We start from the raw sequence: 18,349 nt of genomic DNA on the forward strand, positions 1-18,349 counted from the left end.
AATGGAAACCTGCTTTCTATCACTAATTTCATAAAATTCTCGGATGTTCTAGACACTACTTATTTTCAATGCCAATCAATCTCTGTACATGCATTATATCATAGAACCCTGCCTACTCGATGAAGATCAGTTTCCCCTCTTAAACACGAAAAAAACCTGCTTTTGAGGGCAGGTCTGTGAGTCTTTTCATTAAGAAGACTATTAATTTATTTTTAAAGCAAGGATGGTAACATTAGTCCGAATACAAAGCTCCCTCAAAGTTTTCAGGTCCTACACGGATCGTACCAAGCAAGTTGGAGCTGATAAATGCCGTGTACGTCAATTGAGGGGTTACTGGCGGATCGAAGTCACTTGCCGAGAACGTAATTACCTGAGGTGCCAATACACTTAAATTGAAAGTTGAAGTTGCCGAATATATAACTGGGTCTGTTGACAAAGTTCCTCTGACAATCGTAATCGTTATACCCACGAGTGCCAGTGGCAGTTGCACAGATACCGTTCCCGTAAATTGCACCCGCGGGTTAGCTCCAATACTGCCTCCTGTGATTAGACCGATCTGGCCAAATAATTGTGGCGTGTTAATAACAAGGATTGGTATTGCGATCGAGTTCGCCAAGCTCGCATTCTGCGAAGTTCTTGCATCAATAAATTGACTCATGAAATCTACCTCCTATGGGTTGGGATAAGGTAGTATATGCGAGATTTGAGATATGGCATGGACATACATTGACTTTCACAAAAAAGGGCATATTAGAAAGATACCAACAACAAAGTTACGCATTTGCTCTAGCAGCTGATTGCAGACAGAAAAAAACCCTTGCTAGGCAAGGGTTTCAAGAGTATGGGCCCTACAGGACTCGAACCTGTGACCAATCGGTTATGAGCCGACCGCTCTAACCAACTGAGCTAAGGGCCCTAGACATAATGTATAACGTGCAGATGATGGCTGTAAATCATCCAAGTGAAACTAAATTGCGGGGGCAGGATTTGAACCTGCGGCCTTCGGGTTATGAGCCCGACGAGCTACCGGGCTGCTCCACCCCGCGTCAGTAAGAAATATTAAAACAGCGACTTAGTTAATATACACTATTGTTACCCTATAAGTCAAGGGGTAATGTCAGGGAATAAATCGCACACCGTAACGACCCTTGCGTGATCGATAAACTTCCACTTCCGCCGGTTCATTATGACCATATATCCATCCATCCTGTTCCATACGCTTGGCCAGACATCCTGCCTGAAATTTGGTTGCATACAACTTGCTGAAATATACCCAGTGCATACCGCTCGTCCTTTCCGGAGTCGTCATTTATTCCTGCTTTTTGTAGAATACCCCATTTTCATAAAAATAGCCGCCCAAGATTAAAATCTTCAGCGGCTATCCTTATAATAAAACTACTCAATCAACTCTCATTTCTCATTGAAACGTGGCTTTAGGATCCTTTTTCAATTTTTCCAGCATCTCGTTTCCTTTAGCTGCCCACTCACCAAGTGCTTCTTTTGGTGTCTTTTTGTTCTCGAGAACCTGATTGAAATATTCCATGCCTTTTTCGTTCACTTGCCATAGACCTGGGGATTTTTGATACATTTTATCCAGGTTGGTATTCGTTGGCGGAATCGGCTTCAAAGAATAGAAAGCTTGTATGTTGTAATCCAAGCCATCTTTTGGCTTGATGAAGCTCTTACGGGACACCATCTCATAGCTGCTACGCGCCTTAATTTTAGCCCAATCTTCACTGTTCATGTACTTGATCAGTTCCCACGCATCATCCGGGTTCTGAGCCGCACTATTGATCGCCATGAGATTGCTCAGGTAGATGCTACCTCCAATTTCAGGAGCTTCCGGGTGAACTGGAGGTGTAACTACATCCCAATCCACTTTCGTAAAGTCTTTCATTTTATCTGCATTTTTATTGGCATCAATTAATTGATTAATATAGCTGTAATCGCCAATAGCCATGGCTGCCTTGCCGCTCAGGAACAGGTCACCCTGTATTGGATCATAACGTCCGCTCGGATTCTGATCCTGCGGTTCGTCTCCTTTAGGGATGACTTTGTCAATGGCAAGTTTGCTGATGGTACTCCACACTTTCTCCCATTGAGGAGAATTTACGGTCATCTTCTCTGCTTTGTCATCGAACGTCTTCAGTTGCAACGCGCTATAGTACTGCTGCATGGAGTAGTAAGGCGAACCACCCTGATATGTCGTGAAGGTGAAACCAAATACGTGATCTTTACCCTCGCCTTTTGTAAGTCGGGTACCCAGATTGAAGATATCGTCCCAAGTCATATTGTCCGTTGGCGGTTCCACGCCTGCTTTTTCAAACATGCCCTTGTTATAGAACAAAGCGGAAGAGGAGAACGTTGGTGTCAATGCATAAATGCTCTGATCCCCCAGATCTTTGATACCCTCCAGCACACTAGGAACAATGTCTGTCGTATCAAACTTGTCTTCTTGCATTAATGGATCCAGCTGTTTCACCAGATTCTCCTGAATTAATGATTTGACTGTAGAGGTATCTGCCACGATGACGTCAACCGGATTATCGCCAGTCATTATCTTCTTCAGACTTTCCATCGTATCCGGAACTTCCTGCTGTTCTTCGGTGTTGCCATACCCATACATGCTGCTCTGATCAACGGCAGCTACAATCTCAATGGTTACATTGGGATGGGTCAACTCAAAAGCATCGGTAAATTGTTGACGGAAATAACTGTCGTCTTGTCCTCCCCACATAGTAGCCACACGTAATACACGTTGCTCTGTATCCTTGGCCTCACTTGCCGTACATCCTGCAATCAGCGGCAATGCAAGCGTCGCAGTAGCCATGACAGCCAGCACACGTTTTCCCCACAACCTGTTCTTCATCTCCCAATTCCCCCTCATTAATTATCTTGGCGGTGTAATGACAATGCGTTCACCGTCAAATTCCAATGTAGCCCGGTTATCGATGGCTAAGGCCTCCAGATACTCTTTTGGCACCTGAAGCCGCCCAGCACGGTCAATAATGACAAATGCTTCATGAATGTCCGGCATACCCGTCTCGGATAAGCTATGCTCATCGTCCAAATTCGGGTTGCGCTTCACAAACTCGGTACTGGTCAAGCCGTCCCGGATCGCAACGATCCGGTCTACCTTGCCAGCTAACGTCAAGTCATGGGTAACGATGACAATCGTAACGCCGAGTTCCTTGTTCATTTTTCGGAAAATGCCCATGATTGTATCACATGTCTCGGAATCGACCGAACCCGTTGGTTCGTCTGCAAGCAGAATTTTGGGACGATTGGATAAGGAGATCGCAATCGCTACCCGTTGCTGCTCTCCTCCTGACAATTGATGCAATTTGTTATTCATCCGATCCTTAAGCCCTACCCATTCGAGCAACTGTTTCGCGTAAGCACGATCACGCTTGCCTCCCAGAATCATGGGCGTCTCCACATTCTCCAGTGCCGTGAGATAAGGCAGCAAGTTACGACCGTTATTTTGCCAGATAAAACCTACCGTATGACGTTTGTATTCAACCAATTGGGCATCTGTCATCTTCAGCAAATCCCAGTCTCCCACAACAGCCGTACCCGCCGTAGGACGATCAAGTCCACCCAGAATATTCAGCAGTGTGGATTTACCGCTACCGCTGTTACCAATGATGGCCATCATTTCACCTTGATTGACAGTCAGGTTGAGACCCTGAAGGGCAACGACTTCCACATCGCTGGATTTAAAAATTTTGACAAGTCCTTCGCATTGGATCACGTTTACCTCTCCTCTCCCATTTTGACCGCCTGGTGAACACGCAGTCTGCGAATCTGCCAGAGCAACATCGTTGCACCAATGACCAGCATCACCACAGTAACCCCATACAGTTGCAACATATCCTGCTGCTCAAAGACAATCCGGAACGGAGGTACCTGAGCAGATACATTATCCGTCGTTTGCAGGAATGGCAGGAATAAACGACTGGATACCTGACCAATACCAATACCTAACAGGATCGATAGCCCCGCTGTGAATACCTGCTCCAGCAGCAGCATGCCGCTCAGTTGTGCACGAGACAATCCCATGGCACGTAATACACCGAACTGCACAACACGTCCGGACAGGTTGAAGAACCAGTACAGCACGTATCCAATCAACGAGATAATCACCGATACCAGGAAACCAAGGCTCAGAATTCCGAATACGCCACCTCGTGATGGGTGTTTACCCTGAGATACCAATTCGGTGCGTACGTCACGCACAGAAGATAACTCAATCCCTTCTGCTGCAAGTTTCTCCATTAATGGAGCCACTTTGGCATCCGGTTCCATTTTCAGCCAGACCTCATAAGGAATTAGAGGCACCTGATCGTAGATATAATCCAGATTAGCCACGAAGAATGGCATCTGATCCGGATACTGGGATGGCCAGTAAGGAATGATTCCGAAGACTACGAATTCAATCGCCTGTCCCTGTATACCCATGGAGACGAGGTCTCCGGTTTTCAGCTTGAATTTGTCAGCAAATTTGGAAGAGATCAATACAGCCCCTTCATATTTGCCGAGCAAGTCAAGGTACTTGTAGGGATGTGCCGGGAACAGATCGTTGCGGAACCAAGCCACTTGGGCAAAGTCCACATTATCAATGCCGACCAGCATCCCCTGTCCACCCGATTTACCAGAGACGATAATATTACCTTTGGTCTGTAGTACTCTTGCTGCATGTTCCACCCCATCTAATCTGCGGAACACTTCAAAAGGAGGTTCGGAGTAGATGACTTTGGACGGTTGCGAAGATCCACCGCCGCCACCTGGAGCACCTCCACCGCCATTTCCTCCGCCGGGAGCGCCACCACCCGTACCACCGCCGCCTTGTTGACCTCCACCCGTACCGCCATTCTGTCCGGAACCACCGGGTTTAACCTCAGGTGTTCCTTCCCACACCGTCTGCATAATCACATCAGAACCATAACGGTACAAGGTGCGCTCAGTGGAATTCAGATCAATAGTCCGAGCCGCAGCCGAGTTGTACACCCCAAGTCCCAATGTCAGTACAAGGAGGATCATCAGCGGATAATAAGACGAAGATGAACGCGATAGCTGCGTTAATGTCAGATACAACGGGACCGGGAGCAACTTTCGACCAATCAGCTGAATCAGCTTCAATATCCACGGGAACAAGCGCAGGAAGAATAGTCCGAGCGCAAAGATCGCGAGTGCGGGTACAAAGAACAGAAACGGCTGTACCTGTAACTGATCGGTTGTCATTCCCGTCTGGAAGGTCAACATCTGGCGTTCATAGAACAGGTAGTATCCATATCCAGCCAGACCCAGTAACACAACATCCAGGAACCAGCGTTGCCATACTGGAGCACGGTCTGTACGTGCTTGCCGCCGTTTGGCTGATACAATGGTTGCCCGTGCATAGGTTATCGCAGGGATCAGGGAGGCAATAATGGCAACAAGCACTGCTGCTACACCTAAAAGAATGGCTTCTTTGGATACGCCAATCGGAATCGACTTTCGATCAACAAAGGATAGAAATCCACTTGCTGAACCAATACTCTTGGCCATAAAATAACCGAGCAACGGCCCGATAATTAGCGCAATAGCGCCCAAAAATATACCTTCAAGCAGGTAGAGAGAGAAGATCTGCCGAGCGGAAGCTCCACGGCTGCGCAATACCGCAATATCACTCTCTTGCTTCTGTAATGACTGTCTGGCATTCATAGCAATAAAATAAAAGACCATCGCAATCATCGGTGCTGCCAAGGTAAACAACATCGTCTGCAATTGTAGACTCTGACTGCGGAACTGCTTGAGCAGATCACCGAAGGTAATGTCCACTTTTGTATCTTTCAGCCGCTGATACAGATCGATATCCAACCTTTCCAGCATGGAAGTCAGACCTGATAGCTGGCTGGTTTGAATTTCCTTCAGATCGAAGGCATAGTACCAACGTGAGTTTTGAAGTGGAATGCCTTTCTCTTTCAGTAAAACATCATTAAAAACCGATTCATCCACATAAAGTCCATTCATCATACCGTCAAATCCCTGTACCCAGTAAGGACTGTTTGGATCATCTGCTTTGAAAGACCCCGTAATCTTCACACGCAACGTAATATCAAGACCGCTGTATACCGGATATTCCAGAATATCACCGATATGCAGATCGTTACGGTACATGCCTTCTTCCAACATGACTGCCTCGATAATATCGTCCTTGACCTGATTGCCAGGTTTCACTCCGGCTGAGTAATTCACCTGTGCATCCAGTCCACTCATCGTGCCCATACTCATACTGCGCACCCGGCTGGCGTCCACTTTGGTTGGATCCTCTGGACTCACCTCGGTGCTGCGAATGGATCTGGCATTCACATACGTATGGAATGGGAAACCGATCTCGCGAGGAACATCCTCACGAATATATCGATCTACTTCATCCAGACCCCTTGTGTCTGTCTTCACACCACCAGGTGCCTGATAACTCATGAGCAACGAACCCGCTGGCAATCCTTCACTATTATCCTGTAACGTCTGCGCGACGACCCGTTTCAGTGCACCATCGGCATACATGGGAATACTGACGGTGAACGCAACCGCCACAATTAATCCGATTAATGTGCTGAAGGTCATCCAGCGCGTGTTCCACATTTTGCGGAACAGCAGTCGAAGCAATGGCAGCCCCATTAGCGTCCCACTACTTTCTCGCCTACGGTCAGACCTTTCAGAATCTCAACATCTGTCGATGTCTGCTGGCCCACTTCAACGTCCACTTCACGCTTGCTACCATCACTCTCCACGACTTGTACATACGTTCTTGAACCGATGGAGCGTAAAGCGGATACAGGAATCACAATCGCGTTCTCGGTACGCTGCGTCACAATAGAGACCGATAGAGGTGTGCCACGTTCCACGCCTTTTGGCATTTTTGCAAGTGTAACGATTACATACTTATCCAGCGTTTCCTTCGTTGGAGGCGTCCCGCCTTCCCCCGTTCCTTCGCCACTGCCGCTTCCCGATGCTTCAGCCAGAGGCATGACTTTAATTTTGCCAGCGACTTTACCGGCTCCATTAATGTCCACTTCTGCCTTCATACCGGCTGAGAACTTCTCCAGATCTTCCTTGGCAAAGGTAGCTGCCACAACCAGATTCGATGTATCCGCAATCGTAGCAATCGGGTCATACGCTTTCACGGCTGCGCCCTTCTCAACCTGCACAGCAATTACGGTACCACCGAACGGAGCAGTCAACGTAGCTTTGCCCAGTTGCGCTTCCAGATCGGCGAGTTCCTGGCGCAGTTCTTCAAACGCAATGGTCGCCTCTTCGAACTCTACAGGGTCCATCTCATCTTTTTTGCGGAGTGTTTCCTTCATTTGAACTTCGGATTTGCGAATAGCCAGTTTCTTGCCACGGATCTCCTTCTCCACACTTTCCACATCGAGCACGGCTAGAAGTTGACCCTTTTTCACTTTATCTCCTGGTTTAACATTTAACTCTTTGACATGCATGCCATCAAGCGTGAAGTACACCTTCTCTTCCCGCTGACTCATCATCTTGCCACTTCCACTTACTCTTTTCTCCAGCGTTTCAGTCCGGACTTCATATTCCGGTTTCTTAGAGATCGTTGGTGGTGTAATTGGCGGAAGCACTTCTTCCTCTGTTTCTGACGGCAGCAATGAGCAGCCAGACATTGTTGCAACCATTATCGCACCAAGTACAATAAGCGCTGCGCGTTTCCCCCTCTTCGGAGCGGCCCCTTTACTTGATAAATCTGCCGTCCGCCATTTCATAAACATGGTCCGCAACCTCCAAAATTGTAGGATCGTGTGTAGTCATACATATCGTTACTTGTTCTACTTCAATAATATTGCGGAATACGGCCATGACCTGAGCGCCCATCTTGGAATCCAGTTCCGCTGTAGGCTCATCCGCAAGCAACAATCTGGGTCTGTGGGCAATCGCCTTGGCTATAGCTACCCGCTGTTGCTCTCCCCCGGACATCTCGAAAGGTCGATGCTTCACCCGTTTGGATAGTCCAACCAGGTCCAGACAGTGACCAACCCTGTCCTTCCACTCCGCTCGCGGAACATCCGCCATTCGCAGCGACAGTTCTACATTTTCCCAAGCAGACAATAAGGGCATGAGTGCATAGGCCTGAAAAATAAAACCGATCTCTTTGCGCCGCAAAGCGGTCCGCCGCCGGTCTCCCCAATCCTGAAGAGGCTGGCCGGAGAACAGAATGTCTCCACTTGAAGGCTGATCCAATCCACCGAGCATATTCAGCAGCGTTGTTTTGCCTGAGCCAGATCGCCCCTTCAGCATGACCAGTTGTTGCGGATTCACTTCCATATCAATGCCTTTGAGCACATGGATGATACGACTGCCTGTCTGGAAACTGCGATGCACGTTACGCACCTCCAGTACAGGTCCATCATATGGAGGCAATATATCCTTCTTCGGTTTGATCTTCTTCGGGGGGTTATCAACGGAAGTGACAGCAGTTGCAGCCACTTCATCTGAAGCGATTTCACTTTCAGGTACCAGAGGTTCACTCGACGGATGATCGTGTTCATTGTTGTATGTATGTTCTCCCGAAACCGTCGGTGCCTCCAGCTCTGCTTCCCCCTGTTGATATTCATCGCCTGACTGGCTCTTGGCAGGTCTTTTTCTGAGAAATAAATTCTTCATGCCAGCAATCACGCTCATCCTTTCTTCATATCCCGTTCACTTCTTCAAAAAACCTAAAATTAGAAATCTGTTCCAACCTACACTGAATTATAAACGACCGATCACAACTAAAAGTTACAAGCTTTTTACAACGGTAGAGGGAAAAAGTTAATATTTTGATGAACAAACGAAAAAAGCACCCCAATGTATGGGATGCCTCTTGCATATTCGATGGTTTTGCCGCTGTGACGGCAATCATTACAATTTTGATACCGTTTAACATTGAACACATCTTGCATTATGCAATGATATTATTTTCCAAATGAAGAAGGATCTTCACGCCAGGATTTCAGCAACTCAAAGTCACTCTCCTGAATCGTTCCCTGAGCCAGAGCCACATCCATCAGCGCCGTGTAATTGGACAGCGTCTGAAGCGGAATTCCAGCATCTTCGAAGGCTTTAACACCCTTATCGAGCTGGTAGCTGAAGATGGCAAGCACTGCGAGCGGTGTTGCACCTGCTACGCGTACAGCTTCTGCTGCTTTGATGGAACTGCCACCTGTAGAGATCAGATCTTCAATGACAACTACTTTCTGTCCTTCGGTAATCAGACCTTCAATCAGGTTCTCCTTACCGTGTCCTTTCGCTTTATCACGAATGTAGGCCATCGGCAGATTCAGCTTCTGAGCCACCCAGGCAGCATGCGGGATCCCTGCGGTTGCCGTACCTGCAATGACTTCTGCTTCCGGGTATTGGTTACGAATAATCGTTGCGAAGGCTTCAGCAATATCGTTGCGAATCTCGGGATAGGACATCGTTAAGCGGTTATCGCAATATATTGGTGATTTGATACCGGAAGTCCATGTAAATGGCTGCTGCGGACGCAATGCCACGGCTTTAATTTTCAACAGTTGGGAAGCAATATGATTCGGAATCTCATTCAGTTCGATCATGCGTTCAACATCTCCTTCAAAATGGTTTCTGCCGCTTCACGCGGATTGGGAGCGCCTGTAATCGGTCTGCCTACAACAATGTAATGGCTTCCTCTGGCGATGGCTTCACCCGGCGTCAAGACACGTGTCTGATCTCCCAGACCACTACCTGCTGGACGAATTCCTGGTGTAACGGTGTGAAAAGCACTGCCACACGCTGCCCGAATTGCGGGCACTTCCAGCGGAGAAGCAACAACCCCATCCAATCCGGCCTCTTGGGCCAGTCCTGCATAACGGACCACAGCAGCTTCCACGCTGCCCGGGATGCCAATCTCGTTGTTCATCGTTTCCAGACTTGTACTGGTCAGTTGGGTGACCGCAATGATCTCGGGTCTGTGTAAGGAAGGATCTGCGGCTATAGCTGCCTCAGCACCTTCACGTGCAGCACGCATCATGATCGTTCCACCCGCGGCATGCACATTAAACATGTCTACCCCAAGACGCGTGATACTCTCAGCACCGCCACGAACGGTGTTGGGAATGTCATGCATTTTCACATCCAGAAAAACGGAATACCCTTTAGATTTCAGCTCCCGAATGAAGTCCGGTCCTGCTGCGTAGAACAGCTGCATTCCCACCTTGAGATAACAGGGAATGCCTTCAAGAGCTTGTACCAATGCTTTCGCTTCTTCCGCTCCAGGATAATCGAGTGCCACCATCAGACGGCCAGCCATTTCATTGAAACTCGCGTGATTCATCACCAGCGCTCCCCTCCACTTGCTCATTTTTTCCGTTTTTGCCCGATATAAAGGACATCCCGCCAGCCCGCAGGCTGACTGATGTCCTTCATCAGTGAATATTTATTTTACAAAGGCAGGCATTGCTTCTGAAGAGAAGTTGATTGTTTGCAGCATGATCAACAGCGCACGAATCGTATCCAGTGAAGTCATACATACAATACCATTCTCTACCGCTTCACGACGAATACGGAATCCGTCACGCTGTGGTGTTTTGCCTTTGGTGAGTGTGTTGAAGACAAAGTTCGCTTCGCCGCTGCGAATCATATCCAGAATGTTCGGCGAACCTTCGCTTAATTTGTTCACCGTCGTTACCGGAATGTTCGCTGCTTCAAGCGCAGCTGCAGTTCCGCCGGTTGCCATGAGTTTGTATCCCAGTCTGTAGAAACCTTCGAGCAATGGTACAGCTTCGTCCTTGTCCTTGTCTGCTACAGTCACGACAATGGCTCCGGTTGCCGGAATTTTCATTCCTGCCCCGATGAGACCTTTGAACAACGCTTTAGCGTAATTCGGGTCACGACCCATAACCTCACCTGTGGATTTCATCTCAGGTCCGAGGGTTGGTTCTACACGACGCAGCTTCGCGAAGGAGAAGACCGGAACTTTGACAGATACATGGTCCGACTCAGGCCATAGCCCGTCAACATAACCAAGATCTTTCAGTTTTACACCCAGAATGGCTTGTGTTGCCAGGTTCGCCATCGGAATGTTGGTTACTTTGCTCAAGAATGGTACGGTACGGGATGAACGCGGGTTCACCTCGATAATGTACACTTGGCCATCATGGATAACAAACTGGATGTTGACCAAACCTACCGTTTTCAGTTCTTTCGCAATTTTGATTGTAATCTCTACAATTTTCTCTTTCATGTCCTGGGACAGGTGTTGAGGAGGATATACCGCGATGGAGTCACCAGAGTGAACTCCTGCACGCTCGATATGTTCCATAATGCCCGGAATCAATACCGTTTCACCATCACAGATGGCGTCAACCTCAACTTCTTTACCCATCATGTAACGGTCGATCAGTACCGGATGCTCCGGATTGATTTTAACCGCCTGCTCCATGTACGTGAGCAATTCTGCATCAGAGTATACAATCTCCATCGCACGACCGCCGAGTACATAGGAAGGACGAACCAGTACCGGGTAGCCCAGACTTTGAGCTGTTTCTACAGCATCATCAACGGAAATGACCGTTTTACCTTTCGGCTGTGCAATCTCCAGACGGGAGAGCAGACGCTCGAACTTCTTGCGGTCCTCCGCCTCATCGATGCTTTCCAGATCCGTTCCGAGAATCGTTACACCTGCATTACGCAGTGGTGCTGCCAGATTGATGGCCGTTTGACCACCGAACTGCACGATAACCCCTACTGGCTTCTCCTGTTCAATCACGTTCATAACATCTTCGAAGAAGAGTGGTTCAAAGTACAGACGATCTGATGTATTAAAGTCCGTCGACACCGTCTCCGGGTTATTATTGATAATGACTGCTTCATATCCTGCTTTTTGCAAAGCCCATACAGCGTGTACAGTAGAGTAGTCAAACTCAATACCTTGACCGATCCGGATTGGTCCTGAACCCAGTACCACAACTTTTTGCTTGTCGGAAGGGATCACTTCGTTCTCAGTCTCGTATGTTGAGTAGTAATATGGCGTTGTTGCTTCGAACTCGGCTGCACACGTATCTACCATTTTGTAGACTGGGCGCAGGTTCTCTTCTTCCCGACGAGTTCTAACTTCTGCTTCCGTCGTTAATGTGCCACCAGGTTGACCTTGCGCACGCAGTTCGGCAATGGCGCGGTCCGTGAATCCAAGGCGTTTCGCTTGATACAGAACATCGGAAGACAATTCGGATTCTTCGCGAATACGATCTTCGAATGCGATCAGACCCTCGATTTTGTCCAGGAACCACCAGTCAATCTTGGTCAGGTCTTGCAGTTGTTGCAGCGTATATCCTCTGCGGAATGCTTCGGCAATCAGGAAGATACGCTCATCATCCGCTTTGATCAGACGCTCGTTCAGCGTATCTTCATCCAGCGTTTCGGCATCCTTCAGGTAAAGGCGGTGTACACCAATCTCCAGGGAGCGCACGGCTTTGTGAATCGACTCTTCGAATGTCCGGCCAATGGCCATTACTTCGCCTGTTGCTTTCATCTGAGTTCCGAGTTTACGGTTCGCCGAGATGAACTTGTCGAACGGCCAGCGTGGGATTTTGCTCACGATATAATCCAATGTTGGCTCGAAGCAAGCATATGTTTGGCCTGTTACCGGGTTCACGATTTCGTCCAGTGTGTAACCCATGGCAATTTTGGCAGCCATTTTCGCAATCGGATAACCCGTTGCTTTAGAAGCCAGCGCCGATGAACGGCTTACCCGTGGGTTAACTTCGATAACATAGTATTGGAAGCTGTGTGGGTCCAGTGCGAACTGTACGTTACATCCACCCTCGATGTTCAGGGCACGGATGATTTTCAGTGAAGCTGAACGCAGCATTTGATATTCACGATCCGACAGGGTTTGGCTTGGTGCTACGACGATACTGTCGCCTGTATGAACACCTACCGGGTCAAAGTTTTCCATGTTGCAGACAACGATACAGTTATCGTTTTTGTCCCGCATAACTTCATACTCGACTTCTTTCATGCCTGCAATGCTCTTCTCGACCAGACATTGCCCAATTGGGCTGTAACGAATTCCCGCTGCCACAGTTTCGCGCAGTTCTTCTTCGTTCGCACAGATTCCGCCGCCTGTTCCGCCCAGCGTATAGGCTGGACGAACGATGATTGGATAGCCAATCTCAGCTGCAAATTCAAGTGATTCTTCGAGTGTCGTTACGATCACACTCTCAGGTACAGGCTGTTCCAGTTCACGCATCAGGTCACGGAACAGATCACGATCTTCAGCTTTCTCGATGGATGTCAGCTGCGTTCCGAGCAATTTTACATTTTCACGTTCCAACACGCCTGCACGTGCCAGTTCCACAGCCATGTTCAGACCTGTCTGACCACCCAGTGTTGGCAACAAGCCGTCTGGACGCTCCTGACGAATGATTTGGGTTACAAAATCCAGTGTGATTGGCTCAATGTAGACTTTGTCAGCCATGTTGGTATCGGTCATAATGGTCGCCGGGTTGCTGTTGATAAGTACAACTTCCACGCCTTCTTCTTTCAGAGCCTGGCAAGCTTGTGTACCGGCATAGTCGAACTCGGCCGCTTGACCGATGACGATTGGACCGGAACCAATCACCAGGATTTTTTTGAGATCTTTGTTAATCGGCATGTTATTGTGCTCCTTTCACTGCGGCTGCCAATACGGCTTGACGCGGCTTTTGCGGGTTAGTGATTTTGTGCTCGCGAATCATCTCGATGAAGCGGTCAAAAAGATAGCTGTTGTCGTAAGGACCCGGGGCTGCTTCTGGGTGATACTGAACCGAGAATGCCGGGAAGGATTTATGTTTCAGACCTTCAATAGTCTTATCGTTATTGTTGATATGTGTAACTTCCAGGTCCGTGCTCTTCACAGACTCCTCGTTTACGGTAAAACCATGGTTCTGGGATGTGATGAAGCAACGTCCGCTCTCCAGCTCTTTCACCGGGTGGTTTCCTCCGCGATGTCCAAACTTGAGTTTTTCGGTATCTGCTCCTGCCGCAAGTGCGAACAATTGGTGACCCAGGCAGATGCCGAAGATCGGGTATTCGCCAAGCAGTTCACTGATCATTTTAACTGCGTGAGGTACGTCTTTCGGGTCCCCAGGGCCGTTGGACAGTTGAATACCGTCCGGGTTCAGGCGACGAATCTCGTCTGCTGTTACATCGTGCGGAACAACGACAACGTCACAGTTACGTTTGCTGAGTTCGCGCAAGATTCCTGTTTTGGCACCATAATCCACGAGCACAATACGTTCAGCCGTTCCCGGGCTGTTGTAGACATGTTCTGTAGAAGTCATAGGCACCTGGTTACGCAGCTCGGCGATGGTGGTGTCTCCCATCATCTCCAGCAGTTCTTCCACAGGCTTCGATCCTGTTGTGAGAATTCCCTTCATTGTACCGTGGTGACGAATCCGGCGAGTCAACATGCGTGTATCAATTTCGCTGATTCCTACGATACCGTATTCCTTGAGCAGATTGTCTACGCTATATTCCGCACGCCAGTTGCTTGGCGTTGGCTCGTGACGACGTACAACGAAACCGTGTACGTATGGACGAATCGACTCAAAGTCATCACGCGTAATACCGTAGTTTCCGATCAGCGGATACGTCATGGTTACGATTTGACCGCAATAGGAAGGATCCGAAAGCACCTCTTGATAGCCTGTAATTCCCGTATTAAAAACGACCTCACCTGTCGTTTCACCTTCAGCACCGAATGCTTTCCCGGTGAACAGTGTGCCGTCTTCCAACAATAATCTTGCCTGTGCCTGCATCCCATTTCACTCCTCTGTGTTTATCAACGTTGAATACTTTGAGTTGAACATGGGCGTTACGTGTGGTGCGGCTCCGTGGGCAGAAAAACCTTTGATCGCTGTTATCCCCGGATTACTTTTTATCATTTTTCAAATGATGTAATCCGGTGATAAAGGCGAACGCTTTGCTTCTTCGGGTTCTTTCTGCCCTCTACGCAGTTACGTTGGTGTCCATGTTCAAAAGCATTATTCAACTGTGTTTTGTTTCGTATGTTAGACTCTCGGCATGATTTGCCTCGAGTTAGTTGAAAAGATGTTACTGGTGTAAAAGTTGTAGATTAAGTTTTAGAATTAGAAAGATGTGTTGCTTTAAAAAGTTAAGAATTACTGTTACTGATTTAAAGATATAGAGTTAGTAATTTATCAATTTACTAAATTACCGTTTTATTGTTGTACAGTGTTGCTCCACACGCTTTTGCCATCCACCCATGTTTGTACAGCCCAGCCTTTCAGCTTCCAGCCTGTGAATGGGGTGTTTCTTCCTTTGGTTGCAAACGTTGCAGGATCAACCGCTTTTTCCTCGTTCAGATCAATCATCGTGATATCCGCTGGTGCTCCTTCTTCCAGTTTGCCTGTATCCAGTCGGAATACACGTGCCGGATCAGCTGTCATGCGTTTTACCAGGAAGTCCAAGCTCCAAAGTCCAGTTTCCACAAACTTCGTGTACAGCAGTGGGAAGGCTGTTTCGAATCCTACGATACCGAAAGGTGCCAGCTCCATGCCTTTGGCTTTCTCTTCTTCACTGTGTGGCGCGTGATCGGTTACGATCATGTCCAGCGTGCCGTCCAGCAAACCTTCGATACACGCCTGCACATCACGTGGTGAGCGTAGCGGCGGGTTCATCTTCCAGTTGGCGTCCATGCCCGGGATATCTTCATCCGACAACACCAGATGGTGCGGACACACCTCAGCAGTTACTTTAATACCGATGGATTTCGCCAGACGAATCAGGCGAACCGATTGCTCTGTGCTTACGTGGCAGACGTGGTAATGAACTCCCGTTGCTTCTGCGAGCAGAATATCCCGGCCTACGTGGATAGCCTCGGATTCATTAGGAATGCCTTTGATACCATGACGTTTGGAAAACTCGCCTTCCGTCACATATCCACCTACAACCAGTGAGTCATCTTCACAGTGAGCGATCACTGGCATATCCATGCTTGCTGCGAGGCTCATGGCATCTTTCATCATTTGAGCGTTTTGTACGCCGACACCGTCATCCGTGAATCCGATAGCCCCTGCTTCTTTCAAGGCGGCAAAATCGGTAAGTTCACGACCCAGTTCGTTTTTGGTAATGGCTGCATAAGGCAACACTTTTACCAGATCGGCTTCTTTGGCTTTATCCAGTACCAGTTTCACAACTTCCGCTGTGTCTGTTACCGGTCTTGTGTTTGGCATGCAGGCAATCGTTGTAAAACCGCCTTGTGCTGCTGAACGGGCACCTGTCTCGATCGTCTCTTTGTGTTCGAATCCAGGCTCACGCAGATGCACGTGCATATCGATCAATCCCGGAATGACCAGTTTGCCTGATGCGTCTGTCACATGATGCGCTGACTTTTCGGCATCCAATACGGCTTGGTCTTCCAGGCCAGCGATCTTTTTAATTTTACCTTCATCTATAATGATGGTTTTCCGTTCAAGTTCCCCTTGTTGGTTCAAGATGTTCGCATTCTTTATAATCTGTAGCATAATTGCCCTCCGCTTCGGTTCTGTCCGGCTTACCAGGTAAACCGGATGATTTTCTTTATCGTTTACTCTCTTATTGCTCTATAAGAACTGCCATCTTCGTCAGCCTATGACCCACAGCCAGACCCTGTTACAGTTTCATCGCACGTTCCATAACCGCCATGCGGATGGGAACGCCGTTTGCCATCTGCGGGAAGATCCGCGATGCTTCACTCTCCACAACCGCGTCATCTACCTCGACGTTGCGGTTCACTGGAGCAGGGTGCATGATAATGGTGCTTGGTTTTAGGCGTGACGCCCGTTCTTCCGTCAATCCGTAGTGTTCGCGATAATCCTCAGCTGAAGTAATTAAGCCATGTTGATGACGTTCCAGTTGAACACGGAGCATCATGACTACATCTGCATCCAGCGCTTCTTCAAGACCGACATAAGGAGCATGCTCTGCGAGTTCCGGTGCCTGCATCGTTTGCGGTGCACAGAAGCGTACATCTGCGCCAAACTTTTGCAGTGCCCACAGGTTGGAGCGTGCTACGCGGCTATGCAGAATGTCACCTATGATGGAAACACGCAAGCCTTTCAGTTCACCAAATGCTTTCCGCATCGTGTAAAGGTCCAGCAACGCCTGTGTGGGATGCTCATTGTTGCCGTCTCCGGCGTTCACGAGCGGAACACTCACTTTCTTAGCCAGCTGTTGCAGAACGCCTGCCGGTTTCAACCGGATCACGCCTGCATCAATGCCCATCGACTCAAGTGTTCGCACCGTATCGTAGATGGACTCTCCTTTTTCCACACTGGATGCGGCTGCCGTGAAGTTCAGCACTTGTGCGCCCAGGCGTTTCTCTGCCATTTCGAAGGAGAAGCGGGTGCGGGTGCTGTTTTCGAAGAACATGTTCGCAACGAAGCGTGATTCAAGTACAGGAACCAGTTTCTCTTTCTGCGCTTCCCAGTGAGCCGCCCTGTTCAGAATGGACTCGATCTCTCCTCGGCTAAGTTCCTTCAGTCCAAGCAAGCTCCGGTCTCTCAATGCTGTCTGTGTAATCATCATGCTTGCTCCCCCCGGTTCTGAGTGATTTTGACTTCGTCCTGTCCGTCCGTTTCCATGAGTGCAACTTCGATCTCTTCTGATTTGGAAGTCGGCACATTCTTGCCGATAAAATCAGGTCGAATCGGAAGTTCCCGGTGTCCACGGTCTGCGAGTACCGCCAGCTGAATGTTCTGCGGTCTTCCACAGTCCATCAGGGCATCCATCGCTGCGCGAATCGTACGTCCGGTATAGAGCACATCATCGAACAAGATCACTTTTTTGTTATGGATCGAAAGTGATTCAGGTGTCATAATCAACATTTCCTTGCGATTCGCCTTGTTTTCGTCCAAGCGATCATCGCGGTAAGGAGTCACATCCAGTTCTCCCCAGGGGACTTTGGCGCCTTCGATTTCTTCAATCTTCGCGGCAATCCGTTCTGCGAGGTAAACCCCGCGTGTACGGATACCGACCAGCACACAATCATCGATTCCTTTGTTTTTCTCCAATATCTCATGGGCAATCCGTGTTAATGCGCGGCGGATCGCCGTCTCATCCATAATGACATGTGTCTCTGTGCTCATGCGTTCAGCCTCCTCAGGATTTCCCTTCAGATCATGGCCCCGTGACGAGGAGAACAAAAAAGACTCCTTGCCGTGTTTATTGGCAAGGAGTCTCCGAACTTCAGACCGCTCTGAAGAAAGTTTACTCTCGGGATGCATCGCTTCATTTGCCGCAGCAAAAAACGATGTATCGTTCACGTTACCTTGCCAGTCTCACGGGACTGATTTAAAGGTGCTAT

General features: G+C 48.6%; 14 protein-coding genes and 2 tRNA genes. All 16 read right to left on the reverse strand.

The annotated features are described in order from the left end of the window. Positions 1-232: 232 nt before the first annotated feature. Positions 233-658, reverse strand: coding sequence for a hypothetical protein (locus tag NLBNIHML_RS07960; protein WP_339235847.1), 426 nt, complete (start codon positions 656-658; stop codon positions 233-235). Positions 659-842: 184 nt separating this feature from the next. Continuing rightward, positions 843-916: transfer RNA gene (locus NLBNIHML_RS07965), tRNA-Ile, on the reverse strand. Positions 917-972: 56 nt separating this feature from the next. Further along, a tRNA-Met gene (locus NLBNIHML_RS07970) sits at positions 973-1,046 on the reverse strand. Between the two features lie 71 nt (positions 1,047-1,117). Next, the gene (locus NLBNIHML_RS07975) at positions 1,118-1,309 is read right to left on the reverse strand and encodes a hypothetical protein (RefSeq protein WP_047843730.1); all 192 of its coding nucleotides are present in this window, start codon (positions 1,307-1,309) and stop codon (positions 1,118-1,120) included. Positions 1,310-1,417: 108 nt separating this feature from the next. After that, the gene (locus NLBNIHML_RS07980) at positions 1,418-2,869 is read right to left on the reverse strand and encodes an ABC transporter substrate-binding protein (protein WP_494354132.1); all 1,452 of its coding nucleotides are present in this window, start codon (positions 2,867-2,869) and stop codon (positions 1,418-1,420) included. 21 nt (positions 2,870-2,890) lie between these two features. After that, complete coding sequence (locus NLBNIHML_RS07985; protein ID WP_339235853.1) at positions 2,891-3,754, reverse strand: ABC transporter ATP-binding protein; 864 nt, start codon at positions 3,752-3,754, stop codon at positions 2,891-2,893. Between the two features lie 2 nt (positions 3,755-3,756). Further along, entirely contained in the window at positions 3,757-6,666 is a 2,910-nt protein-coding gene (locus NLBNIHML_RS07990) for an ABC transporter permease (RefSeq protein WP_339256386.1), read from the reverse strand. Beyond that, positions 6,666-7,775, reverse strand: coding sequence for an efflux RND transporter periplasmic adaptor subunit (locus tag NLBNIHML_RS07995; protein ID WP_339235857.1), 1,110 nt, complete (start codon positions 7,773-7,775; stop codon positions 6,666-6,668). Before NLBNIHML_RS07995 ends, NLBNIHML_RS07990 begins: the two co-directional genes overlap by 1 nt. After that, the gene (locus NLBNIHML_RS08000; RefSeq protein WP_494354133.1) at positions 7,738-8,685 is read right to left on the reverse strand and encodes an ABC transporter ATP-binding protein; all 948 of its coding nucleotides are present in this window, start codon (positions 8,683-8,685) and stop codon (positions 7,738-7,740) included. The genes NLBNIHML_RS07995 and NLBNIHML_RS08000 overlap by 38 nt, the downstream gene beginning before the upstream one ends. A gap of 272 nt (positions 8,686-8,957) precedes the next feature. After that, positions 8,958-9,599, reverse strand: a complete 642-nt coding sequence (gene pyrE, locus NLBNIHML_RS08005; protein ID WP_339235861.1) for an orotate phosphoribosyltransferase — start codon at positions 9,597-9,599, stop codon at positions 8,958-8,960. Then, positions 9,596-10,336, reverse strand: a complete 741-nt coding sequence (gene pyrF / locus NLBNIHML_RS08010; protein WP_442032327.1) for an orotidine-5'-phosphate decarboxylase — start codon at positions 10,334-10,336, stop codon at positions 9,596-9,598. The genes pyrE and pyrF overlap by 4 nt, the downstream gene beginning before the upstream one ends. A 102-nt stretch (positions 10,337-10,438) precedes the next feature. Beyond that, entirely contained in the window at positions 10,439-13,657 is a 3,219-nt protein-coding gene (gene carB, locus NLBNIHML_RS08015; protein WP_339235868.1) for a carbamoyl-phosphate synthase large subunit, read from the reverse strand. Between the two features lies 1 nt (position 13,658). Then, entirely contained in the window at positions 13,659-14,801 is a 1,143-nt protein-coding gene (carA, locus tag NLBNIHML_RS08020) for a glutamine-hydrolyzing carbamoyl-phosphate synthase small subunit (protein ID WP_062835434.1), read from the reverse strand. A gap of 423 nt (positions 14,802-15,224) precedes the next feature. Continuing rightward, positions 15,225-16,529, reverse strand: coding sequence for a dihydroorotase (gene pyrC / locus NLBNIHML_RS08025; protein WP_339235870.1), 1,305 nt, complete (start codon positions 16,527-16,529; stop codon positions 15,225-15,227). Between the two features lie 127 nt (positions 16,530-16,656). After that, positions 16,657-17,568 (reverse strand): aspartate carbamoyltransferase catalytic subunit, encoded by a 912-nt coding sequence (locus NLBNIHML_RS08030; RefSeq protein WP_494354682.1) that lies wholly within the window; start codon positions 17,566-17,568, stop codon positions 16,657-16,659. Further along, entirely contained in the window at positions 17,568-18,131 is a 564-nt protein-coding gene (gene pyrR / locus NLBNIHML_RS08035) for a bifunctional pyr operon transcriptional regulator/uracil phosphoribosyltransferase PyrR (RefSeq protein ID WP_017687330.1), read from the reverse strand. Before pyrR ends, NLBNIHML_RS08030 begins: the two co-directional genes overlap by 1 nt. Positions 18,132-18,349: the final 218 nt, after the last annotated feature.

Source organism: Paenibacillus sp. JNU01, assembly GCF_059130585.1.